Origin of the sequence: Gulosibacter hominis (assembly GCF_904842695.1) — a bacterium.
Classification (GTDB): Bacteria; Actinomycetota; Actinomycetes; order Actinomycetales; family Microbacteriaceae; genus Gulosibacter; species Gulosibacter hominis.
The window spans coordinates 154338-174033 of record NZ_CAJGWQ010000001.1 but is presented as its reverse complement, the minus strand read 5'-3'; the positions used below and the strand labels follow the sequence as shown (position 1 = coordinate 174033).

Here is a 19696-nt window from a genome sequence, read left to right as displayed (position 1 = left end):
CGGTACGCAATAACCTGCCAATTCTAGACGCCTCGAAGTTGCCGGCACCACGGCACCGTCCGGGCACACAAAAGTGGTGTCGCGGGACCATTTCCCGCGACACCACTTTGTATGCGCATAGTCAGCGCGTCGAGTTAGCTCCAGTGGTCGACGCTGCGGCGCTGCATCGACTCGCGGAATTGCTCGGTCGACTTCGCGAGCAGCTCGCCGGTTCCCCAGTCGAGGATCACGCCGTAGCGGCGAATCACATCGAGCATGTCGATTTCGCCGCTGCGGTAGCCCGCGGCAATTTCCTCGGCGTCGGCGGCGAACCACTCGGCGCGGTTGGCGCGGATGTGTTCGCGTGCCTTTTCGGTGCCAGCTTCGTCAAGGAAGTACTCGTCGAGCTCAATATCACCGGTGGTGATGACCACACCGTAGTCGCGTTCGGCGCGCTCGAGCGAAACATAACCGTCGATGACATCGTCGAGCACCGCCTGCGGGTCGCGCTCGAGCGGGTCGCCGAAGCCACCGCCACCGGCCGAGGGGCGCTCGAAACGGTCACCGGGCTGCAGCGTCACCGATGAGAAGACGGTGCCGAGGAAGCGCTCGTCGTCGCTGCCGCGGTTGAGCCACACACCGTGCGGAATTGAGGGCAGCCCGCCTTCAATTCCCCAGGTGAGCGAGCGTGACCGGTCACAGCAGTAGCTCATCACGGTCGACTCACCGTCGGTGAGCACGCCACCCTTGCGGATACCGCAACCACCGCGGAATTTACCGGGGCCACCCGAGTCGGTTTGAATGGCGTGTTCGGTGGTGAGCACCGGCGAGAGTCGTTCCTGACCCTCCAGAGGCTGCACTGCCAGGCCGGCACCGAACACAGGCGCGGTGGCATCCGAACCGTCCTTAGTTGCCCGGCCGCCCCAGCCACCGGCCATCCAGTCGTACCACATGAAGTACGGCTTGGCTTCGGTGCGAGCATCGCGGCCACCGACGAGCAAATACTCGAGGTTGAAGGCGCAGGCCATGGCGCGCTCGGGCATGATCTGCGACCAGAGTTCGAACACTGCGTTCATGATTTTTTCGTGTGGTCCCGAGCAGAAGCCGGTCACCGCATTGGGCCAGCCGGCGTTTACCACGGAGCCCTCGGGGCCGATATCGGCCGTGACCGCGCGATAAAAGCCGGAGTTCAGCGGCACCTCGGGGAAAAACGTCTTCGTGCCCGAGTACAGCGACGAGTGGGTGGTGCCGTAGGCCGAGTTCAAGAACGTGGCGACCGCCGGTGCCGAACCGTTGAGGTCGTAGTGGATGCCCTCGTCATCAACGGTGAGCTTGATCCGGATCGGGATCATGCCTTCGGGAGTCGAGGGGTCGTTGTCGATGTAGTCGATGGTCTCCCAGGTGCCCTTCGGCAGCTCGGCGATGCGGGCGAGTACGGTGCGCTCAACATAGTCTTGGGTCTCCTGCATCGCGTCGACCACGGTGTCTTTACCGTAGCGGTCAACCAACCGGAGCACCTCGCGCTCACACACTGCGGTTGCTTCCGACTGTGCGTGGAGGTCGCCCATGGCAACCTCGGGCGAGCGGGTATTCGACACAACAAGCTGTGCCACATCGTGCAGGAACTCACCCTTGCGCCACACGCGCACCGGCGGGATGCGCACACCCTCACCGAAGTGGTCAGAGGCGTTGACGTAGAACGAGCCGGGCACAACACCACCGATGTCTGCCCAGTGGCCCTTGTTCTGCGAAAACGCGATGATTTCACCGTCCACGAAGATGGGGCGCACGAACGACACATCGTTGAAGTGGGTGCCACCGCGGTACGGGTCGTTGATCATGAACACGTCACCGGGGTGGATATCGTCGCCGAATTCTTCCAGCACGGCCTGGGCTTGGAAGTGCAGTGTTCCCACGTGCACGGCGATATCGGCCGACCCCTGCATCACCGTGTTGCCCTGTGCGTCACACAGCGCCGACGAGAAGTCGCGCGAGTAGATGACGAACGAGTAGCAGGTGCGCAGAATCTGTTCGCTCATCAGGTCGACTGCGGTCGCGAAGGCGTTTTTCAGCACCTCAAATGTGACCGGGTCGAGTTTACGGTCGACAGTGTTTACCTTGGTGGTCATTTCGCGCTCCCCTCCAGGTGGATGCGGATGTTCAGCCACTCGTCAATTTCGGCGCGCGTGTTGGGCGGCACGACCGTAGTGGCATCAAGCTGGTTAATGATGGCCGGACCTTCGAATTGAGCGCCGGCGGGGATGTTGTCGCGGCCGTAGACGGGCGTCTCGACCCACTCACCGTCGAAGTAGACGGGGCGCACCTCAACCGGCTCACCGGGGCCGGTGTCTTGTTTGGTGGCGGGCACGAAGGAAGGCTTGTTGACCTTGCCCACGGCCTTGACCTGCACCTCATAAATTTCAATGGGTGCCTCATCGTTGCGGAAGGCGAACTCGCGTTCGTGGCGCTCGTGGAAAGCCTCCACCGCGGCATCGAGGAAGTCGGGGCCGCTGCCGACCGGAACGACGAGCGAACGCCACTGACCCGCGTAGCGCATCGAAATCAATCGCTGCAGCACAGTGTCGCTTTCGCTGACGCCCTCATGACGCAGGCGGTCACGCGCTTCACCCTCGAGGCGACGGAAGACATCTTCGATTTTTTCGGTGGAGATGTTCGAAAGCGCACCGGTGTGCATCTGCGAGAGGTCGTGCTGGATGTCGACCAGCAGGCAGCCCATCGCTGAGGTCACACCCGGGTTCGGGGGCACCACCACAGTGGGGATGTTGAGTTCGCGAGCAACATCCACGCCGTGCAGTGCGCCGGCACCACCGAATGCGAGCAGTGCAAAATCGCGCGGGTCGTAGCCGCGGCGAATCGAAATGAGGCGGACGGCATCAGCCATATTGGCGTTCGCAACCTTGAGGATCGATTCGGCCGCCTCTTCGAGTGAAAGTCCGAGCGGCTCGGCAATTACCCGGTTGATCGCCTCAACCGAGAGGTCGCGCTGCAGTGTTTTTGCACCACCGGCGAGTGAGGTGCCGAGGCGTCCCAGCGCGACATTCGCGTCGGTGTTGGTGGGCTGGTCGCCGCCGGTGTTGTAGCAGGCGGGGCCGGGGTCGGCGCCGGCCGACTGGGGGCCGTTGCGCAGCGAGCCCGCGACGTCGATGTGTGCCAGTGAGCCACCACCGGCGCCGATCGTGAGCACCTCGATCGAGGGGAAGATGATCGGGTGACCGTATTCGACCTCCCATTCCTGAGTCACGCGCAGTTCACCATCAGCGACCATGGCGATGTCGGTTGAGGTGCCGCCCATGTCGAGGCTGACCGCGTTGGCGTAGCCGCATTGCGAGGCAATGTGCTGGGCCGAAATCGCGCCGGCAGCAATACCCGAGGCGGCCAGTCGCACCGGGAACCGGTCGACCATGCGCGGGGTCATCGAGCCACCGCCCGAGTGCAGGAGCAGCAGGTCGCCCTGGTAGCCGCCATCACTGAGCTGCTTTTCGAGCCGGTTCACATATCCGGATACCAGCGGCGCGAGCACCGCGTTCGCAACCGCGGTGTTGAACCGGTTGTACTCGAACATCTCGGGGAGAATTTCTGCCGAGGTCGAAATGGTTGCGTCGGGAATTTCTTCCTCGAGGATTTCGCGCATCCGAATTTCGTTGGCAGCGTTGGCGAACGAGTTCACGAAGCAGACGGCGATGGTTTTGGTGCCGCGCTTGCGAAGCAGGGCGGCGAGTTTGCGGGCCTCGTCTTCGTCAACCGGGGTGAGCACCTCGCCGCGGTAGTCGGTGCGCTCGGTGACTTCAAAGCGGTCGCGGCGGCGGATGTACGGGCCCGGTACGTCGCGGTAGGCGTCCCAGAGGTCGTCCTTGGTGCCGTCACGGATTTCGATCACATCGCGGAATCCGGTAGTGGTCACCAGCGCAGCCTGCGGGAAGTTGCGGGTGATGAGCGCGTTGGTTGCGACGGTCGTGCCGTGCGAAAACAGCTCGACATCCGCCAGGTTAATTTCGGCTCGTTTGACGCCGTTCATAACGGCGATCATGGGATCGTGCGGGGTTGAGGGAACCTTGGTGACCCTCATTGTCTTTTCGTCTTCGTCGAAAATGCACACGTCGGTGAACGTGCCACCCACGTCGACGGCGACTCGAAGTTGCGTCATTGCTTCCTCCAGTTGGGTTCGTCGTTGAACTTGTCGACAAGCTTGGATTGTGAGTTTCAAAAACTCTATTGCGCAAAATACAGATTCTTCGCCGACCTCTTTGTAGTATTTACAAATACCTGTGGAACGCCCCGCATATCGGCGCTGATGAACGGCTTGTATTTTCAGCTTCCACTCAGCCAATTTTTTACGCCGCGAATAGTTGAAAAAGGTTCATTTTCATGTCTGCTCAACTCTCTTTGAACTGGCTGCACGAAACCTTGACGCAGCTACCCGACCACCAGCAGCTGCAAAGCGTGCTGCAACGCATCGCCCAGCAAACCGGCGCCTCCGCGGTGTTATTCAACGCCGTCGGCGAGATGCGAGCAACGGCCGGACCCGCTCCCGCGCGGCTCATCTGGGAGGCGCTCCAGCCGCATCTGCATGAAAACGAAAGGGATGCATCCGCAGCATTGCCGGTGCTGCGCGTGGGTCGCTGGCAGCTGAATCCACTCATCACCGGCACGCGCAGTGCCGCGCACGTGCTCGTGCTGGCGACACTCGATCGCCGTGCCATTGATGAAACCACCAAGCTCGTCGCCGGCACCGCCACCACCGCCGTGCTCTCTGCCCTGCAGGGGCTTGACTCCACGCGAATTCGCGACCGCGCCGACCTGCTCACCACCCTCGAACAAGGCATCCCCCGCGATCGCGAGTCGCGCTTTTGGCCGCGGCTGGTTGAATTTGGTTTCATCGCGCACGCACCCTTCGTTTTTGTGACGGGCGTTCCAGCATCACCGAGCGCCGATGCTAGTCGCGTCGTTCGCGAGCACATCACCAGAGTCGGTGGCGCTGAGTTTGGCGTTCTTTTTGCGGATCACCTGGTCTCGGCCGCGAGCGATGAGGAATTCCATGCGCTCGTTGCCGACACCCCGGATGCACGCGCCTGGCTTGACAGCCTCGGCGAACACCACTTTTTGGGCATCTCAGGTGTTCACTCAATTCTCACGGACGTGCCTCGCGCGCTGCGGGAAGCAGAACTCGCGAAGCGCGTCGCGGCTGATTTCGGTGCCGCGTTACACGAGTCGCCCGGTAACCCAGCTCCCCCGGGCGCGCAAGTGCACTACGCCCAACTCCCACTGCGCCAGTGGCTTACCGCCACAGCCGACCGTGGCGAGCTTGCCGCACGACGCCGACGCATCCTGCGGGCGTTCGACGATCAGCCCGAACTGCTCCACACCCTGGCCGTGTATCTGGCGAGCCATATGGAGATTCCAGCCACAGCTCAACACCTCTATGTGCATCCAAATACGGTGCGCTACCGACTCGGCCGAATTGAAGAGGCACTGGATGCATCGATACGTGATCCGCAGCTAATCACCGATCTCATGCTGTGTCTCGAACCACGGGTTGCGGCGCTGCAATTGCAGCCCGATCACAGCTAACAATGCTCATGCCTCCCACCAAAAAGTGCCTGCAATCCGGTGCGCAGCGTTTGTTCGCTGGCCCGCACTGACTCTGAACCGATCTCAATGCCGAGCGCCACAGCCTGAGCCCGCTGCTGCTCGTGCTGCACCTCGCCCAGCACCAGGTGCAATGCGGTGGAGGCAAGCTCGGCCGGTTGATTCGCCTCCCGACAGGCCTCGACCAAACAGGAGTGAGCGGCCTCGGCCCCGAGCCCAAACGCAATGGTGCTCGCCACCATTTCGGCACCATCCGGTACCGACACAAGGCACTCGCGAATAGCCATCCCGGCGGTAACCGGGTCAGGGAATTGCTGGTCGGCAAGCGGTGCCATCAGCTCATCACACACTCCCGCCACCAACAGCTGCTTATTTGAAAAATGCCAGTAGAGCGCGCCCGGCTGCACCCCGAGTTCGGTGGCGATACCGCGCATCGACAGCCCCGAGAGTCCGTACTCGTGCAGCCGACGCATCGCCACCTGCAGTATCGACTCGCGAGTGAGCTTGGTCATTGCGTCAATCCCCCTCATTGGCTATCTTGAACACTGTTCAAGCGCGTTGAACACCGTTCAACTTTTTATCAAACCACGCCGCCGATTACATTTCGGCGCACTCACCAGCCGAAGGAAACCCGCCAATGACCAGCAGCGCATCATCCCTCACCACCCACGGCACCGTCCTCGCTGACCACCTGGTCACTAGCCGCTCCGCGGCCGCAAATATTGCGCTGATCGGCGCCGGTGCCGCGACCGTTGCCCTGCTGGCACAGGTGGAGATTCCGATGTGGCCGGTACCCATCACCGGCCAAACGCTCGGCGTAATGCTCGTTGGTGCCACTCTGGGTGCCTGGCGTGGCGCCGCGGCGCTGCTCACCTATCTCGTCGCGGGGCTTGCGGGACTGCCGGTATTTGCTGGTTTGACCGGCGGTATCGCGAGCGTCGCTAAACCCTCGTTCGGGTTCATCATCGGTTTCGTATTTGCAGCTGCGCTTATTGGCTGGCTCGCGCAACGCAACTGGGACCGTCGCCCGCTGCTCTCACTTGTCGCTTTTTTTGGGGCGAGCCTGGTGCCGTTTGTTTTTGGCGTACCGTACATGTGGGTCGCGCTCGAACAGCTCGGCACCGACATGAACTTCGCGCTCGCAATGCAGTACGGTGTAACCCCGTTCATCATTGGTGGCATCGTGAAGTGGCTGCTCGCCGCTGCCCTACTGCCCCTGGCCTGGCGACTCGTGCGCACGGTCGAGCGCGACGCAAACAACTAATTCGATCATTTAGTGCTCGCAGTACCACTAGGATGACGCTATGAAAAGCCACAGTGAGATTGTCTTCGAAAACGATCGATTCCGCGCCACCAAGTGGACCATCCAGCCCGGTGGCACGATTCCGATGCACCGCCACGAATATGACTATGTGGTCGTTCCGCTCAGCGATAACCTGATGCACGTCACCACCGCCGACGGCGAACTCATTGAAGCGGCACTAAAACCGGGCACAGCCTACGGTCGCGATGCCGGCTCGGAGCACGAAAACGAAAACCGCGGCGACAGCGATGTCGTCTTTATCGAGGTCGAATACCTCAAGTAGCACGGCTCTCAAAACACGACTGCAAAATGGGCGGATGCGGCACCACAAATCGGTGCCGCATCCGCCCATTTCAATGCTGGCGTTACCCCAACCGGGCTAAATATTGAACCCGAGCGCACGCATCATTTCGCGTCCGTCATCGGTGATCTTTTCGGGCCCCCACGGCGGCATCCACACCCAGTTGATCTTGAACCGTTCCACGACACCGTCCAAGGCCTTGGCGATATCGTCTTCGATTACATCGGTGAGCGGGCAGCCGGCCGAGGTGAGCGTCATCGAAATAATCAACGCATCCAGCTCGTCTTCCCAGTGCAGGTCATAAACGAGCCCGAGATCGACAATGTTGACGCCCAGCTCAGGGTCGACAACGTCCTTGATCGCCTCTTCGATTTCGTCGTATCGCGCCGGCTCTAGCGTGATCAGTGCCATCTTGTCTCCGTTCCTCAGAACCCGGATGGGCCCCGGTAGCGCGCCACGTTGACGAGCTACCGGGGCTCAGCGACTAGTTGCTGCTCGCGTCCGCGAGGTAGCGGTCGTAGCCCTCTTCTTCGAGTCGCTCAGCGAGCTCGGGGCCACCCTCTTCAACCATGCGACCGTTCACAAACACGTGCACGAAGTCGGGCTTGATATAGCGCAGGATGCGGGTGTAGTGCGTGATCAGCAGAACGCCAAGGTCGGTCTCGGCCTTGGCGTTGTTGACACCCTCCGAGACGATGCGCAGAGCGTCAACGTCAAGACCCGAGTCGGTTTCGTCGAGGATGGCGAACTTCGGTTCAAGCAGACGCAGCTGCAAAATCTCGGCGCGCTTCTTCTCACCGCCCGAAAAGCCCTCGTTCACGTTGCGGGCGAGGAACTCGTCACCGATGCGGAGTTCTTCCATCGTGCCTTTGACGGTCTTCATCCACGAGCGGATCGCCGGAGCCTCGCCATCAACGGCGGTCTTGGCGGTGCGCAGGAAGTTCGACAGCGTCACGCCCGGGATCTCGACCGGGTACTGCATTGCGAGGAACAGGCCGGCCTTGGCGCGCTCATCCACCGACATTTCAAGCACGTCTTCGCCGTCGAGGGTGATCGAGCCCTCGGTCACCTCATAGCTGGGGTGACCGGCGATAGTGGCCGCGAGAGTAGATTTACCCGAACCGTTCGGTCCCATGACGGCGTGAATCTCGCCCGAGTTGATGGTGAGGTTCACACCGCGCAGGATTTCCTTCGGTCCCTGGTCGGTTTCGACGCTAACGTGCAGGTTTTCAATAACAAGCTGAGGCATTTATTTTTTCTCCTTGTAGATCGGAGTGGGATCAATCAAGATGTCATCGTTTTCGAGCTTGATCTCGAAAACCGGTACCGGCTCAAATGCCGGGAGGTTTTGTGGCCAGCCGGTGGTCAGCGAAAAACGTGAACCGTGTGCCCAGCACTCGAGTTCGCATCCCTCGACAAAGCCTTCCGACAGCGAGATGTCGCCGTGAGTGCAGCGATCACCGATCGCGAAGAGATTACCGGCCGAATCCCGCACAACGGCAATGGGCCATTCGCCCACCACCACGCGTTTGGGCGTGTCCACCTGCACCTCGGAGGCGGCACAGACTCGTTCGAACGCCATTACTTGCGCTCCTTCTCGGCCTGCTCACGCTCGTAAATCGCTGCAATAGCGGCGTCTGCCACTTTGAGTTCTTCTTCGAGACGGTTCTGCACGCGCTCAGCGAGTGCTTCATCATCGAGTTGCTGCACGATCTCGTTGAGGAAGCCGTGCACCACGAGGCGTCGGGCGCTGAGCTCATCAATGCCGCGAGCCATCAGGTAGAACAGGTGCTCCTCATCGAAGCGGCCGGTGGCAGAGGCGTGTCCGGCACCCTCGATGTCACCGCATTCAATTTCGAGGTTGGGTACCGAGTCGGCGCGGGCACCATCCGAGAGCACGAGGTTACGGTTCTGCTCGTAGCTATCGGTGCCAACTGCGCCCTCACGAATAAGCACGTCACCAATCCACACGGTGCGTGCGCCGCTACCCTGCAGTGCGCCCTTGTAGTTGACATCAGTGCGGGTGCGCTCGGCGGTGTGGTCGATATAGACCTGGTGCTCAAAGTGCTGACCGGCGTCGGCGTAGTACAGGCCGCGAACATCCGATTCGGCACCGTTTCCATCCAGGTGCACCTCGGGGTTCACGCGCACTGCGGAACCGCCGAACGTGACGATCGAGTGGTCAATCGCCGCTGCTCGGCCGACGGTGGCGTGGTGGATACCAAGGTGCACCGTGTCGTCATTCCACTCGTGCAGGGCAATGACCTTGAGCGAAGATTCGTCGTCAAGCACGATCTCGACGTTTTCGCTGTGCAGCGCCGAGCCCGTGTATTCGAGAATTACGGTGCCGCGTGCGTGACGCTCGGCATGCAGCACGATGTGGCCGAGTGAACGCTTGGTGGCGTCATCACCCGAGATACGCACGCGCACCGGCTCAGCAGTTTCTTGCTCGGCAGGGATGCGCACCAGCAGGGCCTGCTCGGTGCGCGCGTGTGCAATGGCTGAGGCAATGTTCTCGGGAATGAAAGCGCGGCCACGCGGCCCCTCATTGGCAGCGATCGAAGCCACCTCAACACCCTCGGGGGCGTCAACGTCATAGTTGAGCTGAGCCTGTGCCGCCTCGTCGACAAAGAGCGGCGCGAATTTGTCTACCGGTGAGTATTTCCACTCGGCGTCGCGATTCGTGGGCGCACTGAAATCGGCCGGCACGAACGATTTGGGACGCTCCGAACGGGTCTGTACCGGAACAAACTTTTCAGCGTTGTGCGCCACCGGTGATTTTGCGGTCGTCATGTGGCTTAACCCACCGATCCTTCCATTGACATGTCGATCAGCTTGTTGAGTTCGAGCGCGTATTCCATGGGCAGCTCGCGAGCAATCGGTTCGATGAAACCGCGCACGATCATCGACATCGCTTCGGTTTCTTCCAGACCGCGGCTCATGAGATAGAACAGCTGCTCTTCCGAAACCTTGGTGACGGTTGCTTCGTGGCCGAGCTGTACGTCATCCACCCGAATATCGATGGCCGGGTAGGTGTCAGAACGCGAGATGGTGTCGACCAGCAGTGCGTCACAGATCACCGAGTTTGCAGAGTGATAGGCACCGTCACCGATGCGCACCTCGCCACGGTAGCCCGATCGGCCGCCACCGCGGGCAATCGATTTCGAAACGATTGAAGACTGGGTGTGCGGTGCCAGGTGAATCATCTTTGCGCCCGCATCCTGGTGCTGACCGGGTCCGGCGAACGCTACCGAGAGCGTCTCACCGCGAGCGTGTTCACCGGTGAGGTAGATCGACGGGTATTTCATGGTCACCTTCGAACCGATGTTGCCGTCAACCCACTCCATAGTGGCGCCCTCTTCAGCGATCGCGCGCTTGGTCACGAGGTTGTAGACGTTGTTCGACCAGTTCTGGATGGTGGTGTAGCGAACCCGGGCGTCCTTCTTGGCGATGATCTCGACCACTGCCGAGTGCAGCGAGTCGGTCTTGTAGATCGGCGCGGTGCAGCCCTCGATGTAGTGCACGTAGCTGCCCTCATCGGCGATGATCAGCGTGCGCTCGAACTGCCCCATGTTTTCGGTGTTGATACGGAAGTAGGCCTGCAGCGGAATCTCCACGTGGACGCCCTTGGGAACGTACACGAACGAACCGCCCGACCACACCGCCGTGTTGAGCGCGGCAAACTTATTGTCGCCGGCCGGGATCACGGTGCCGAAGTATTCTTCAAAAAACTCCGGGTGCTCGCGCAGCGCGGTGTCGGTGTCCATGAAGATGACACCCTGGCGCTCGAGCTCTTCGTTGATCTGGTGGTAGACCACCTCAGATTCGTACTGTGCCGCAACACCGGCAACCAGGCGCTGACGCTCGGCCTCGGGAATGCCGAGCCGCTCGTAGGTGTTGCGGATGTCCTCGGGCAGTTCTTCCCAGGTGGTCGCCTGGCGCTCCGAAGCGCGGACAAAATATTTGATGCTGTCAAAGTCGATCTCGCTGAGGTCAGCGCCCCAGCGCGGCATCGGCTTGCGATCAAACATCTTCAAACCCGAAAGCCGGCGTTCGAGCATCCACTCGGGCTCGTTTTTGATCTCGGAAATATTCCGCACAACCGCTTCGCTGAGACCACGCTGCGCCGCAGCACCGGCCGCATCCGTGTCATGCCAACCGAACTCATAGTTTCCTAGGTCGTTCAGTTCAGGGCGGTCGATGAGCACGTCAGACATCGATAGCTCTTCCTCTCTTTGTGGTCGGTCGTCGGCGCGGTTCGGAGTTTCGAACATAGAATGAAACAACCTAGCGCGGCAAAACATTCCGCGCCCGCGTAGTGCCGCTTCCGCAGCCTCGCTTTTCCGACAGCAATACGAGTCTAGGCCACCGTGGATTACCGTTCGCAGCTGTTACCCAGCCCGCGGCCGGTCGTAATCCAGCAGCGGTGGCGAACTCCCGACCAGAAACTATGGCGATGCGTCCCGCACAAACTCAGTCATCCTTCCGCGACCGAATCATGCCCGTCGAGATCACACGCTACACGCGGGTGGTCACCTGGCTAAACGTCATCACCAATATCGGGATTGTCGGCACCGGCGGGCTGGTGCGGCTCACCGGATCGGGGCTGGGATGCTCGGAATGGCCCTATTGCACGCCCGAGTCGATCTTCCCCACCCCCGAGCTGGGCATCCACGGGATGATCGAGTTCGGTAACCGCACGCTCACATTTGTACTGGTGGTGGTTGCACTACTGGCGTTTCTCGCGGTGGTACGCACGCCGAAGCAGCTCGGGCTGCGCCGGATTCCGCTGTGGATTGGAATTCTCATCATCGTGCAGGCCGTGGTGGGTGGAATTACCGTGTGGCTCGAACTCGATCCGCGTATCGTCGGGGTGCACTTCCTCTTCTCGGCGCTGCTTGCCGCTCTGGCAGGCTTGCAGCTCGCTCGCGTGCAGCGAGCCCACGAGCTTCCCGCAAACCTCGCGATCACACGCGATCGCGGCGCGTGGTTCGCGGCGCTCGTGGTGACGGTGCTGTGCTGGTTCACCGAGCTCGTTGGCGTGCTCACGACCGGGTCTGGCCCCCACGCCGGTGACGAGCTTGCCGCGCGCAACGGCCTCGACCCGGTGGTCATGCACCACGTGCACGCCTGGCCGGGGTATGCGCTACTGATCTCAATCGTGGTGCTGCGCATCCTGGTAGCACGTGCCAAACTTGATGCCTCGCAAAAACTCACCGACACGCTCGCGGTGTTTGTCATGATGCAGATTGGGTTCGGTATTTATCAGGCGCGTACCGGGCTGCCGATCTGGTCGGTGGCGGTCCACATGGTGCTCGCCGTAACCGTCTTGGCAATGCTTTCAGTGCTGCTGGTGAATTTGCGACGCGAACTCAGCCGGCCAACTGAAGTGGCTGAATAGCGCTGTGGTAGTGAGTAGCGCTGCGATCAATAGCACGCGCTGCCTGCTCACTGCTGCGGGATGCTGGTTCCGACCAGTCACGGCAGGCGGGGACGCCCGCAAACATGCTCGCGTAATTCACCTTCATGCGATGCAATGAAGACTATGGAATTCCAGCGTGCTCACGTCCTGTCTCTACCAGAGCTGCACGCGCAGCTGTGCGCGCTGCGTGACAGCTTGTATGCGGCCGAGGCAGCGGCCGTCGAGCAGATCGCCGCGGTACAACCCCAGCATCGTTCCAGCGCCCGCAATCTCGTCCACTACGTGGCAATTCGCCAGCACGATCTGCGCCCACTGCAGGTATCACTGTCGGCCTATGGCCTCTCGAGCCTTGGCCGCACCGAATCTGAGGTGCTCTCGTGGCTGCTGACCGTCATCGAGACCGTTGCGGCCATGCTCGAGGGACGTCACCGTCACGACATCTGGGGTGCGCTCGACAGTGGCGACCTTGTGCTCGAACGCAACACCATGGCGACCCTCGGTGACGTCCACAGCAGCGCTGATCGCGACACCCGCATCATGGTGACGATGCCCTCTGAGGCCGCCGATGATGATGCGCTCGTGCGCCGCATGGGTGCCGCCGGAATGGATCTCGCTCGCATCAACTGTGCCCATGATGATGAAACTGCCTGGAGCCGGATGGTGAATTCGGTGCGTGAACTCCCCGGTGATGTGCTCGTGGCAATGGACCTCGGCGGCCCCAAACTGCGCACCGGTCCCCTTGAAGCCGGCCCCAAAGTCATCAAGGTCAAACCCACGCGCAACGATCAGGGTGTGGTCACCGAACCCGCGCGCGTGCGTTTTGTGCTCGAGGGTGAGGGCGTCGAAGCCGGCACAACCGAAATCGAGACGGTCATTCCGGTGCGCGGCAAACTATCTGACCTGCGCGTTGGCGATCAGCTCAAGATGCGGGATGCGCGCGGCCGGCGCCGCAAACTGCAGGTTGTCGCTGCCAATGAGACTGCCGTGGTCGTCACTTTTGACCGCACGTTGTATTTCGAAACCGGTCAGCAGATCCAGCCCGGCGCGCTCGATGCGATCACCGTGGGTGAGCTTCCCGAGGTGCGTCAGCACCTGTTGGTGCTCGCCGGCGATGAAATTCGTTTGCAGCGGGAAATGTCACCCCAGCCCGCACACACCACGCGCGTGCATCGCATCGGTTGTTCACTCGAGGCCGCGTTCAGTGATGTGCGCCCCGGCCACCGTGCCCTCTTTGACGACGGCAAGATCGAGGGGCTCGTCCGCGAAGTTACACCGAATGAAATCGTCGTAGATGTCGTGCGTGCCGGTGCCGCTGGCGTCAAGCTGCGTGCTGAAAAGGGCATCAATCTGCCCGACACCACCCTGCGCATCCCCGCACTCACCGACGATGATCGCTCGCATCTGCCGTTCGTGGCGCAGCACGCAGACATGGTGAATCTCTCATTCGTGCGTTCGCGCGAAGACGTCGCCGACCTCATCCATGAACTCGAGCAGCTCGGTGCCGACCGACTGGCGATCACCCTCAAAATCGAAACCGAGCCCGGCTTTATGGCGCTCCCCCAGATGCTCCTCGAGGCAATGCGCTGGGGCGAAGTTGGGGTGATGATCGCTCGCGGTGATCTCGCCGTCGAACTCGGCTTTGATCGCCTGGCCGAAGTGCAGGAAGAAATTCTCTGGGTTTGTGAGGCCGCTCACGTGCCGGTGATCTGGGCCACGCAGGTGCTCGACTCACTCGCCCGCACGGGCCTGCCCTCGCGTGCCGAAGTGACGGATGCGGCCATGTCGCGCCGGGCCGAGGCGGTGATGTTGAACAAGGGGCCGTTCATTGTCGAGGCGATTTCGGCGCTTGACTCGATCCTCTCGCGGATGGGTGGCCATGTCGATAAAAAGCGTTCGCTAATGCGGCCGCTCGCATCCTTTGACCTCAGCTAGCCGCTCGCCCGTCGGCGCCGAAATGTGGCGAAGGCGGCTACCACCAGTGCTGCGCCCACAGCGACTAACCACGGCAACAGACCCGGGCCATTGCCGGGCGCATCAGGTTCGTTCGCGGTGGGTGCGGGGCTCGATTCGACCGGCCACTCCCCCTGCGCCTCGCTGCCATCCGCGCTCAGAGGCACCGCAACCGGCTCGCCGGTTTCTTCAACAAGCTGCTGAAATTCATCCCAGCCTGGCAATTCTTCGCTGATAGTGAGCTTCCACGCCATCGCCGCGAGCGGTAGCCGAAGGCGCGCAAGCAATTCGGCATCGTCAAGTGCCTCGGGAATATCGCTCCACACCGCAAACATGCCGCCGGTAACCTCGGCGTCTCCACCCGCGAGCTGCCCGCCCGGGAAAACCCCGGCATCCCAATCACTGAGAATCTCCTCGCCGGTGGGATAGCGATAGCCCACCCGTTCACCGAGCACGAAATACAGGTACTCATCGTTCACGTTGAGCAGCGGATTACCGTTCACAGCGAACTCGTCAATACCAGCCACGTCTGCGGGTCGCGTCGTCCAATAGGCCACCGTAATATCCGGGTTGAGTGCCACCGAGCTGCCCTTCAGCATCCCGTCACTCCACACGCGCACCGAGTAGCCGTGCTGCTGCAGCCGCGCATCCGCCTCGTTCACGAACTCGGTGAGCGCATCCGAGGCGTTCGCATCCGCGCCAATATACGCCCGCGCATATTCACTCAGCACCGCGACCTCGCTGTAGTCGTCAAAGTCGACAAATTCGTCGGCGCCAAGATTCCACGGGCCCGGTTCAAAAAGCTCGGCGTATTCGTCGATCAGTTCGAACGCAAACTCGCGCGCCTGTGGATCACTAATGTTGAGCGCGCCAAATACCGGTGAACCATCATTCGCCCGCAGCTGCCATTCGGGATGCGTTTCAAGCACGTGATCGAGATGCCCCGGCATATCGAGTGACGGGGTGATGCGGATGTGTAGATCGGCCGCGTAGGCGATCAGTTCGCGGATTTCAGCTTTCGTGTAGGCGTCGTCACTGACGATTTCGGGATGCGCATCACTGGCAATTGCCCAGCCTTCATTTTCTGAAAAATGGAGTTCGAGCTCGTTCAGCCCGAGCCACGACATTTGCCGCAGCAGCTGCTCAATGGTGTCGATGGCGTAGCGCTTGCGGGCAACATCCAGATGCACGCTGCGAGTCGGGCTTGACTGCCCCAGTTCGTAGCTGCCGTGGCTCACCTTGCCATTAGCGTTCAGTGTTTGTAGCAGTGCGCGGCCCGCGCGAAACAGGCCAGTGGTGTCAGCGGCAGTGATCGTGACGCCGCGCTCATCGACCGTAATGGTGCCGTTGTCGTTCGGGGCGTCCTCATCGCGTCGCTCACGGTGTCCTTCATCGAGCGAGAGCACGAGCTGCGCCGCATCGGGCTGCTGTTCGACAACTTCTGGCGAGGTGTAGCTAATCGTTGGTTCGCTCGCCACGAGCCCGGTCGCGGCAAACTCATGCGCGAGCCGGTCAGCTTCGCGAAGCGCGCCGGAGACGACGTCATTGGCGGTTGACGACCGTGTAAGCCCGTCTTGTACCACCACGATGCGCTCGAGTGCTGAGGGCTCCCAGGTCCCGGTCTCGAGCTCGACCGGTGACACCGGCGGGATCGAGGTGAATGGCACCTGGGCCTCGGTGGGTGACTCGCTGCCGGTGGGTGGTGTGCTTGCGGTTGCCGCCGGTAGCGCTGCCACAGGTAACACTGCGTTCGTTGGCAATAACAGTGCGAGTGTGGCCGCTGTCGCTACAACAGTCAGCCACACTCGCCGAAAACACATCCGCTTAGAGTCCCGGTAGTGCCAGATAGACGAACGGGTCGATACCCACCGCGAGGAATACAAGCGTCAGGTAGGTGATCGACAGATGGAACACCCGCATCGGCCGAGCTCGACCATCATCCTGCACCACATTGAAGTACAGCTTGTGTGCTTCCCAAATGAACCACACGCCCCCAAGCAGTGCAACAGCCGTGTAAACCCAGCCCATCGGTGCCACCGGTACGAGCATCAGGCTGGCAATGACCGTGGCCCAGGCGTAGATCACCGATTGCAGTGCCACCGAGCCGACCCCCTCGGTAACCGAGAGCATCGGCACCGAAGCCCGGTCGTAGTCGTCGGCGTATTTCACCGAAAGCGGCCAATAGTGTGCCGGAGTCCAAAGAAAAACGATCAGGAACAGGATGAGGGGTTCCCAGCTGAGCGAGTTGGTCACGGCAGCCCAGCCGATAAGCACCGGCATACATCCGGCGACACCACCCCAGATGATGTTCTGGTCGGTGCGACGCTTCAAAATCAGCGAATACAGCACGACATAGAGCAAAATCGCCACCACCGAGAGCACCGCGGCCAGCAGGTTCGACACCGCCCACAGCACCACGGTCGACAGCACGCCGAGTGTCCAAGCAAAAATGAGCGCCTCGCGGTCGCTAACCTCACCGGTAACCAGAGGCCGCTTCGAAGTGCGCTTCATCAAGCGATCGATATCGCGGTCGATATAGCAATTGAAGGTGTTGGCACTGCCTGCCGACATGGCTCCACCCACCAGCACGCCGAGCATCAGCCACACATCGGGCATACCGCGCTCGGCGAGAATCATCGTTGGCAGCGTGGTGATCAGCAGCAGCTCAATGATGCGGGGTTTGACGAGGGAGATGTAGGCCGCCAGTTTCCGACGCCAGGTCGGCAACGCCACACCCGCCTTGGCGCCAGCTTGCGAGCCCGCGGACTCGACCTGGTGGACCGAACCGGTGTGCGCACCGGCAATATTTTTGATTGACACAGACACCAATCCCTTACAAACGCGTTCACGACATTCTACCGTCAGGCGCGCGCAGAGTCACGTAACGTCACGCGGCTGCAAAGCCACACCCATCCCGCAATTCACCGCACTCGCCCGCATCTCGTGCGGTTTCGTCAGCGAAGAGCCACGGCTGCGCGCTAGGCTCGAAGCAAAGCCAAACGGCGCAACACCGTCGACTCGTTGAGGAGCCATCTTGAGCACTGTGAACTGGACCGAACTCGACCAGCGCGCAACCGACACCGCCCGCCTGCTCGCCGCAGACGCGGTCGAACTTGCAAAGGGTGGCCACCCCGGCACCGCGATGAGTCTCGCGCCCGTCGCTCATCTGCTCTATCAGAACGTCATGCACCATGACCCGGCCGATGATCAGTGGCTGGGACGCGACCGTTTCATCCTGTCGAACGGGCACGCCTCGCTGCTTCAGTACATCCAGCTCTACCTGGGCGGTTTTGGTCTCGAACTCGACGATCTCAAAAACCTGCGCACCTGGGGTTCCCCCACCGCCGGCCACCCCGAATATGGCCATCTCAAACATGTGGAAATGACCACCGGCCCGCTCGGCCAGGGCATCTCAACCGCAGTCGGTTTTGCAATGGCGCAGCGCTACGAACGGGGCCTGTTCGACCCCGACACCCCCGAGGGTGAAAGCCCCTTCGATCACTACACCTATGTGATCGCCGGCGACGGCTGCCTGCAAGAGGGCGTCGCCTCAGAGGCCGGTTCGATGGCCGGACACCAGCAGCTTGGCCGGCTCATCGCGATTTATGACTCGAACCGCATCTCGATCGAAGACGACACCAATATTGCTTTCACCGAGGATGTGGCCAAGCGCTACGAGGCCTACGGTTGGGATGTGCGCGTGGTCGACTGGACCAATAACCACACGCGAGTCACCGAAGATGTGCCCGCGCTCGCCGAGGCGATCGAGGCCGCCAAGCAGGTGACCGACAAGCCCTCGCTCATCATCCTCAAAAACTTCATCGCCTATCCGGCACCAAACCTGCAGAACACCGGCGCTTCGCACGGCGCCGCGCTGGGTGCGGATGAGATCCGCGCCACGAAGGAAATCCTCGGCTTCAACCCCGACGAAGACTTCATCATCGAAGACGCGGTGCTGCAGTACACGCGCGGTCTTGCCGAGCGGATGCAGCCGGTGCGTGAACAGTGGCAGGCGCGTTTTGACGATTGGGCTGCGAAAAACCCCGAACGCAAGGCGCTTTTCGATCGACTCATGGCCCACGAACTGCCCGCAAATATTGCCGAGGCACTGCCGACTTTCGAGGGTGTTGAAAAACTCTCAACTCGCAAGGCTTCGGGGCAGGTGATTAACGCGCTCGCGGCCGAACTCCCCGAACTGTGGGGTGGTTCCGCCGACCTTGCCGGTTCGAACAACACTGTCATCAAGGGCGCGAAGTCGTTTGTTCCCGCCGAGCACTCCACCTCGACCTGGACCGGTGATCTCACCGGTCGGGTGCTGCACTTTGGTGTGCGCGAACACGCCATGGGCGCGATCCTCAACGGCATCGTGCTGCACGGCCCCACCCGCCCCTTCGGCGGCACCTTCCTCATTTTCAGCGACTACATGCGCCCGGCCGTACGCCTGGCCGCGCTCATGCGGATCGCACCCATCTATGTGTGGACCCACGACTCGATCGCGCTCGGCGGTGACGGCCCGACTCACCAGCCGGTCGAAACGCTCACTTCGCTGCGCGCCATTCCGAACGTAGAGATCGTTCGTCCCGCCGACGCCGCCGAAACCGCACAGGCGTGGCTCGAAGCGCTGCGCCGCCACACCGCGCCGGTGGGGCTCATTCTCAGCCGCCAAGACCTGCCCGTGCTGCAGCGCGGCACCGGGGATGCGCGGGGTGACGAACTCGCGTCGGCCACGGCAACCAGCCGCGGCGGCTACATCCTTGCTGAGGCTCGCGGTGGCGTTCCCGAGGTAATTCTGATCGCCACCGGTTCGGAGGTGCAGCTCGCACTTGCCGCGCGCGAGCAGCTCGAGGCCGAGGGCACCGCAACCCGCGTGGTTTCGATGCCGAGCCAGGAATGGTTCTCGCAGCAGAGCGATGACTACCGCGAATCGGTATTGCCCACCGCAGTAACCGCTCGCGTCAGTGTTGAAGCCGGCCTGGCGCTCACCTGGGCACCCTTCGTGGGCAGCCAGGGACGCTCGGTCTCGGTTGAAGACTTCGGCGCATCCGCCGACGGCAACGATCTGCTGCGCCGCTACGGCATCACCACTGAGGCTGTCATTGCGGCCGCGCGCGAATCGATCGCCGCCGGCAAGTAG

16 protein-coding genes are annotated in these 19696 nt (G+C 61.6%); 6 read left to right on the top strand and 10 right to left on the bottom strand.

The features are described 5' to 3' along the window. Window positions 1-134 precede the first annotated feature (134 nt). Window positions 135-2108, bottom strand: a complete 1974-nt coding sequence (locus tag JMV54_RS00795; RefSeq protein WP_201516980.1) for a hydantoinase B/oxoprolinase family protein — start codon at window positions 2106-2108, stop codon at window positions 135-137. Then, window positions 2105-4144, bottom strand: a complete 2040-nt coding sequence (locus JMV54_RS00790; RefSeq protein WP_201516979.1) for a hydantoinase/oxoprolinase family protein — start codon at window positions 4142-4144, stop codon at window positions 2105-2107. Before JMV54_RS00790 ends, JMV54_RS00795 begins: the two co-directional genes overlap by 4 nt. Before the next feature lie 221 nt (window positions 4145-4365). Between JMV54_RS00790 and JMV54_RS00785 the strand changes: the two genes are divergently transcribed. Beyond that, the gene (locus JMV54_RS00785) at window positions 4366-5568 is read left to right on the top strand and encodes a PucR family transcriptional regulator (RefSeq protein ID WP_201516978.1); all 1203 of its coding nucleotides are present in this window, start codon (window positions 4366-4368) and stop codon (window positions 5566-5568) included. Here JMV54_RS00785 and JMV54_RS00780 read toward each other — a convergent pair. After that, complete coding sequence (locus JMV54_RS00780; RefSeq protein ID WP_201516977.1) at window positions 5565-6098, bottom strand: TetR/AcrR family transcriptional regulator; 534 nt, start codon at window positions 6096-6098, stop codon at window positions 5565-5567. The two genes, JMV54_RS00785 and JMV54_RS00780, sit on opposite strands and share 4 nt — an antisense overlap. 125 nt (window positions 6099-6223) lie before the next feature. On the opposite strand from JMV54_RS00780, the gene JMV54_RS00775 reads away from it, so the two are divergent. After that, the gene (locus JMV54_RS00775) at window positions 6224-6850 is read left to right on the top strand and encodes a biotin transporter BioY (RefSeq protein ID WP_201516976.1); all 627 of its coding nucleotides are present in this window, start codon (window positions 6224-6226) and stop codon (window positions 6848-6850) included. A gap of 40 nt (window positions 6851-6890) precedes the next feature. After that, window positions 6891-7172 (top strand): cupin domain-containing protein, encoded by a 282-nt coding sequence (locus JMV54_RS00770; RefSeq protein ID WP_201516975.1) that lies wholly within the window; start codon window positions 6891-6893, stop codon window positions 7170-7172. A gap of 96 nt (window positions 7173-7268) precedes the next feature. On the opposite strand, the gene JMV54_RS00765 is transcribed toward JMV54_RS00770, so the two are convergent. The 5 genes from JMV54_RS00765 to sufB form a co-directional block, all read right to left on the bottom strand. Next, complete coding sequence (locus JMV54_RS00765) at window positions 7269-7601, bottom strand: metal-sulfur cluster assembly factor (RefSeq protein WP_201516974.1); 333 nt, start codon at window positions 7599-7601, stop codon at window positions 7269-7271. Between the two features lie 73 nt (window positions 7602-7674). Then, complete coding sequence (gene sufC, locus JMV54_RS00760; RefSeq protein WP_201516973.1) at window positions 7675-8439, bottom strand: Fe-S cluster assembly ATPase SufC; 765 nt, start codon at window positions 8437-8439, stop codon at window positions 7675-7677. After that, on the bottom strand, window positions 8440-8772 hold the full coding sequence (locus tag JMV54_RS00755; protein ID WP_201516972.1) for a non-heme iron oxygenase ferredoxin subunit: 333 nt from the start codon (window positions 8770-8772) through the stop codon (window positions 8440-8442). Further along, a complete protein-coding gene (gene sufD / locus JMV54_RS00750) occupies window positions 8772-9983 on the bottom strand; it encodes a Fe-S cluster assembly protein SufD (RefSeq protein ID WP_201516971.1) in 1212 nt (403 codons plus the stop codon). Before sufD ends, JMV54_RS00755 begins: the two co-directional genes overlap by 1 nt. Before the next feature lie 5 nt (window positions 9984-9988). Beyond that, a complete protein-coding gene (gene sufB / locus JMV54_RS00745) occupies window positions 9989-11407 on the bottom strand; it encodes a Fe-S cluster assembly protein SufB (protein WP_201516970.1) in 1419 nt (472 codons plus the stop codon). Window positions 11408-11646: 239 nt separating this feature from the next. Here sufB and JMV54_RS00740 point away from each other — a divergent pair, with 239 nt between their 5' ends. Together JMV54_RS00740 and JMV54_RS00735 are read left to right on the top strand one after the other, a co-directional pair. After that, window positions 11647-12591, top strand: a complete 945-nt coding sequence (locus tag JMV54_RS00740; protein ID WP_201516969.1) for a COX15/CtaA family protein — start codon at window positions 11647-11649, stop codon at window positions 12589-12591. 144 nt (window positions 12592-12735) lie between these two features. Beyond that, complete coding sequence (locus JMV54_RS00735) at window positions 12736-14544, top strand: pyruvate kinase (protein ID WP_230972742.1); 1809 nt, start codon at window positions 12736-12738, stop codon at window positions 14542-14544. Here JMV54_RS00735 and JMV54_RS00730 read toward each other — a convergent pair. Both JMV54_RS00730 and JMV54_RS00725 read right to left on the bottom strand, forming a co-directional pair. Further along, the gene (locus JMV54_RS00730; RefSeq protein ID WP_201516968.1) at window positions 14541-16322 is read right to left on the bottom strand and encodes a beta-N-acetylhexosaminidase; all 1782 of its coding nucleotides are present in this window, start codon (window positions 16320-16322) and stop codon (window positions 14541-14543) included. The genes JMV54_RS00735 and JMV54_RS00730 overlap by 4 nt on opposite strands. Window positions 16323-16386: 64 nt before the next feature. Continuing rightward, window positions 16387-17295 (bottom strand): heme o synthase, encoded by a 909-nt coding sequence (locus JMV54_RS00725; protein ID WP_201517258.1) that lies wholly within the window; start codon window positions 17293-17295, stop codon window positions 16387-16389. Between the two features lie 301 nt (window positions 17296-17596). Here JMV54_RS00725 and tkt point away from each other — a divergent pair, with 301 nt between their 5' ends. Further along, the gene (gene tkt, locus JMV54_RS00720) at window positions 17597-19696 is read left to right on the top strand and encodes a transketolase (protein ID WP_201516967.1); all 2100 of its coding nucleotides are present in this window, start codon (window positions 17597-17599) and stop codon (window positions 19694-19696) included.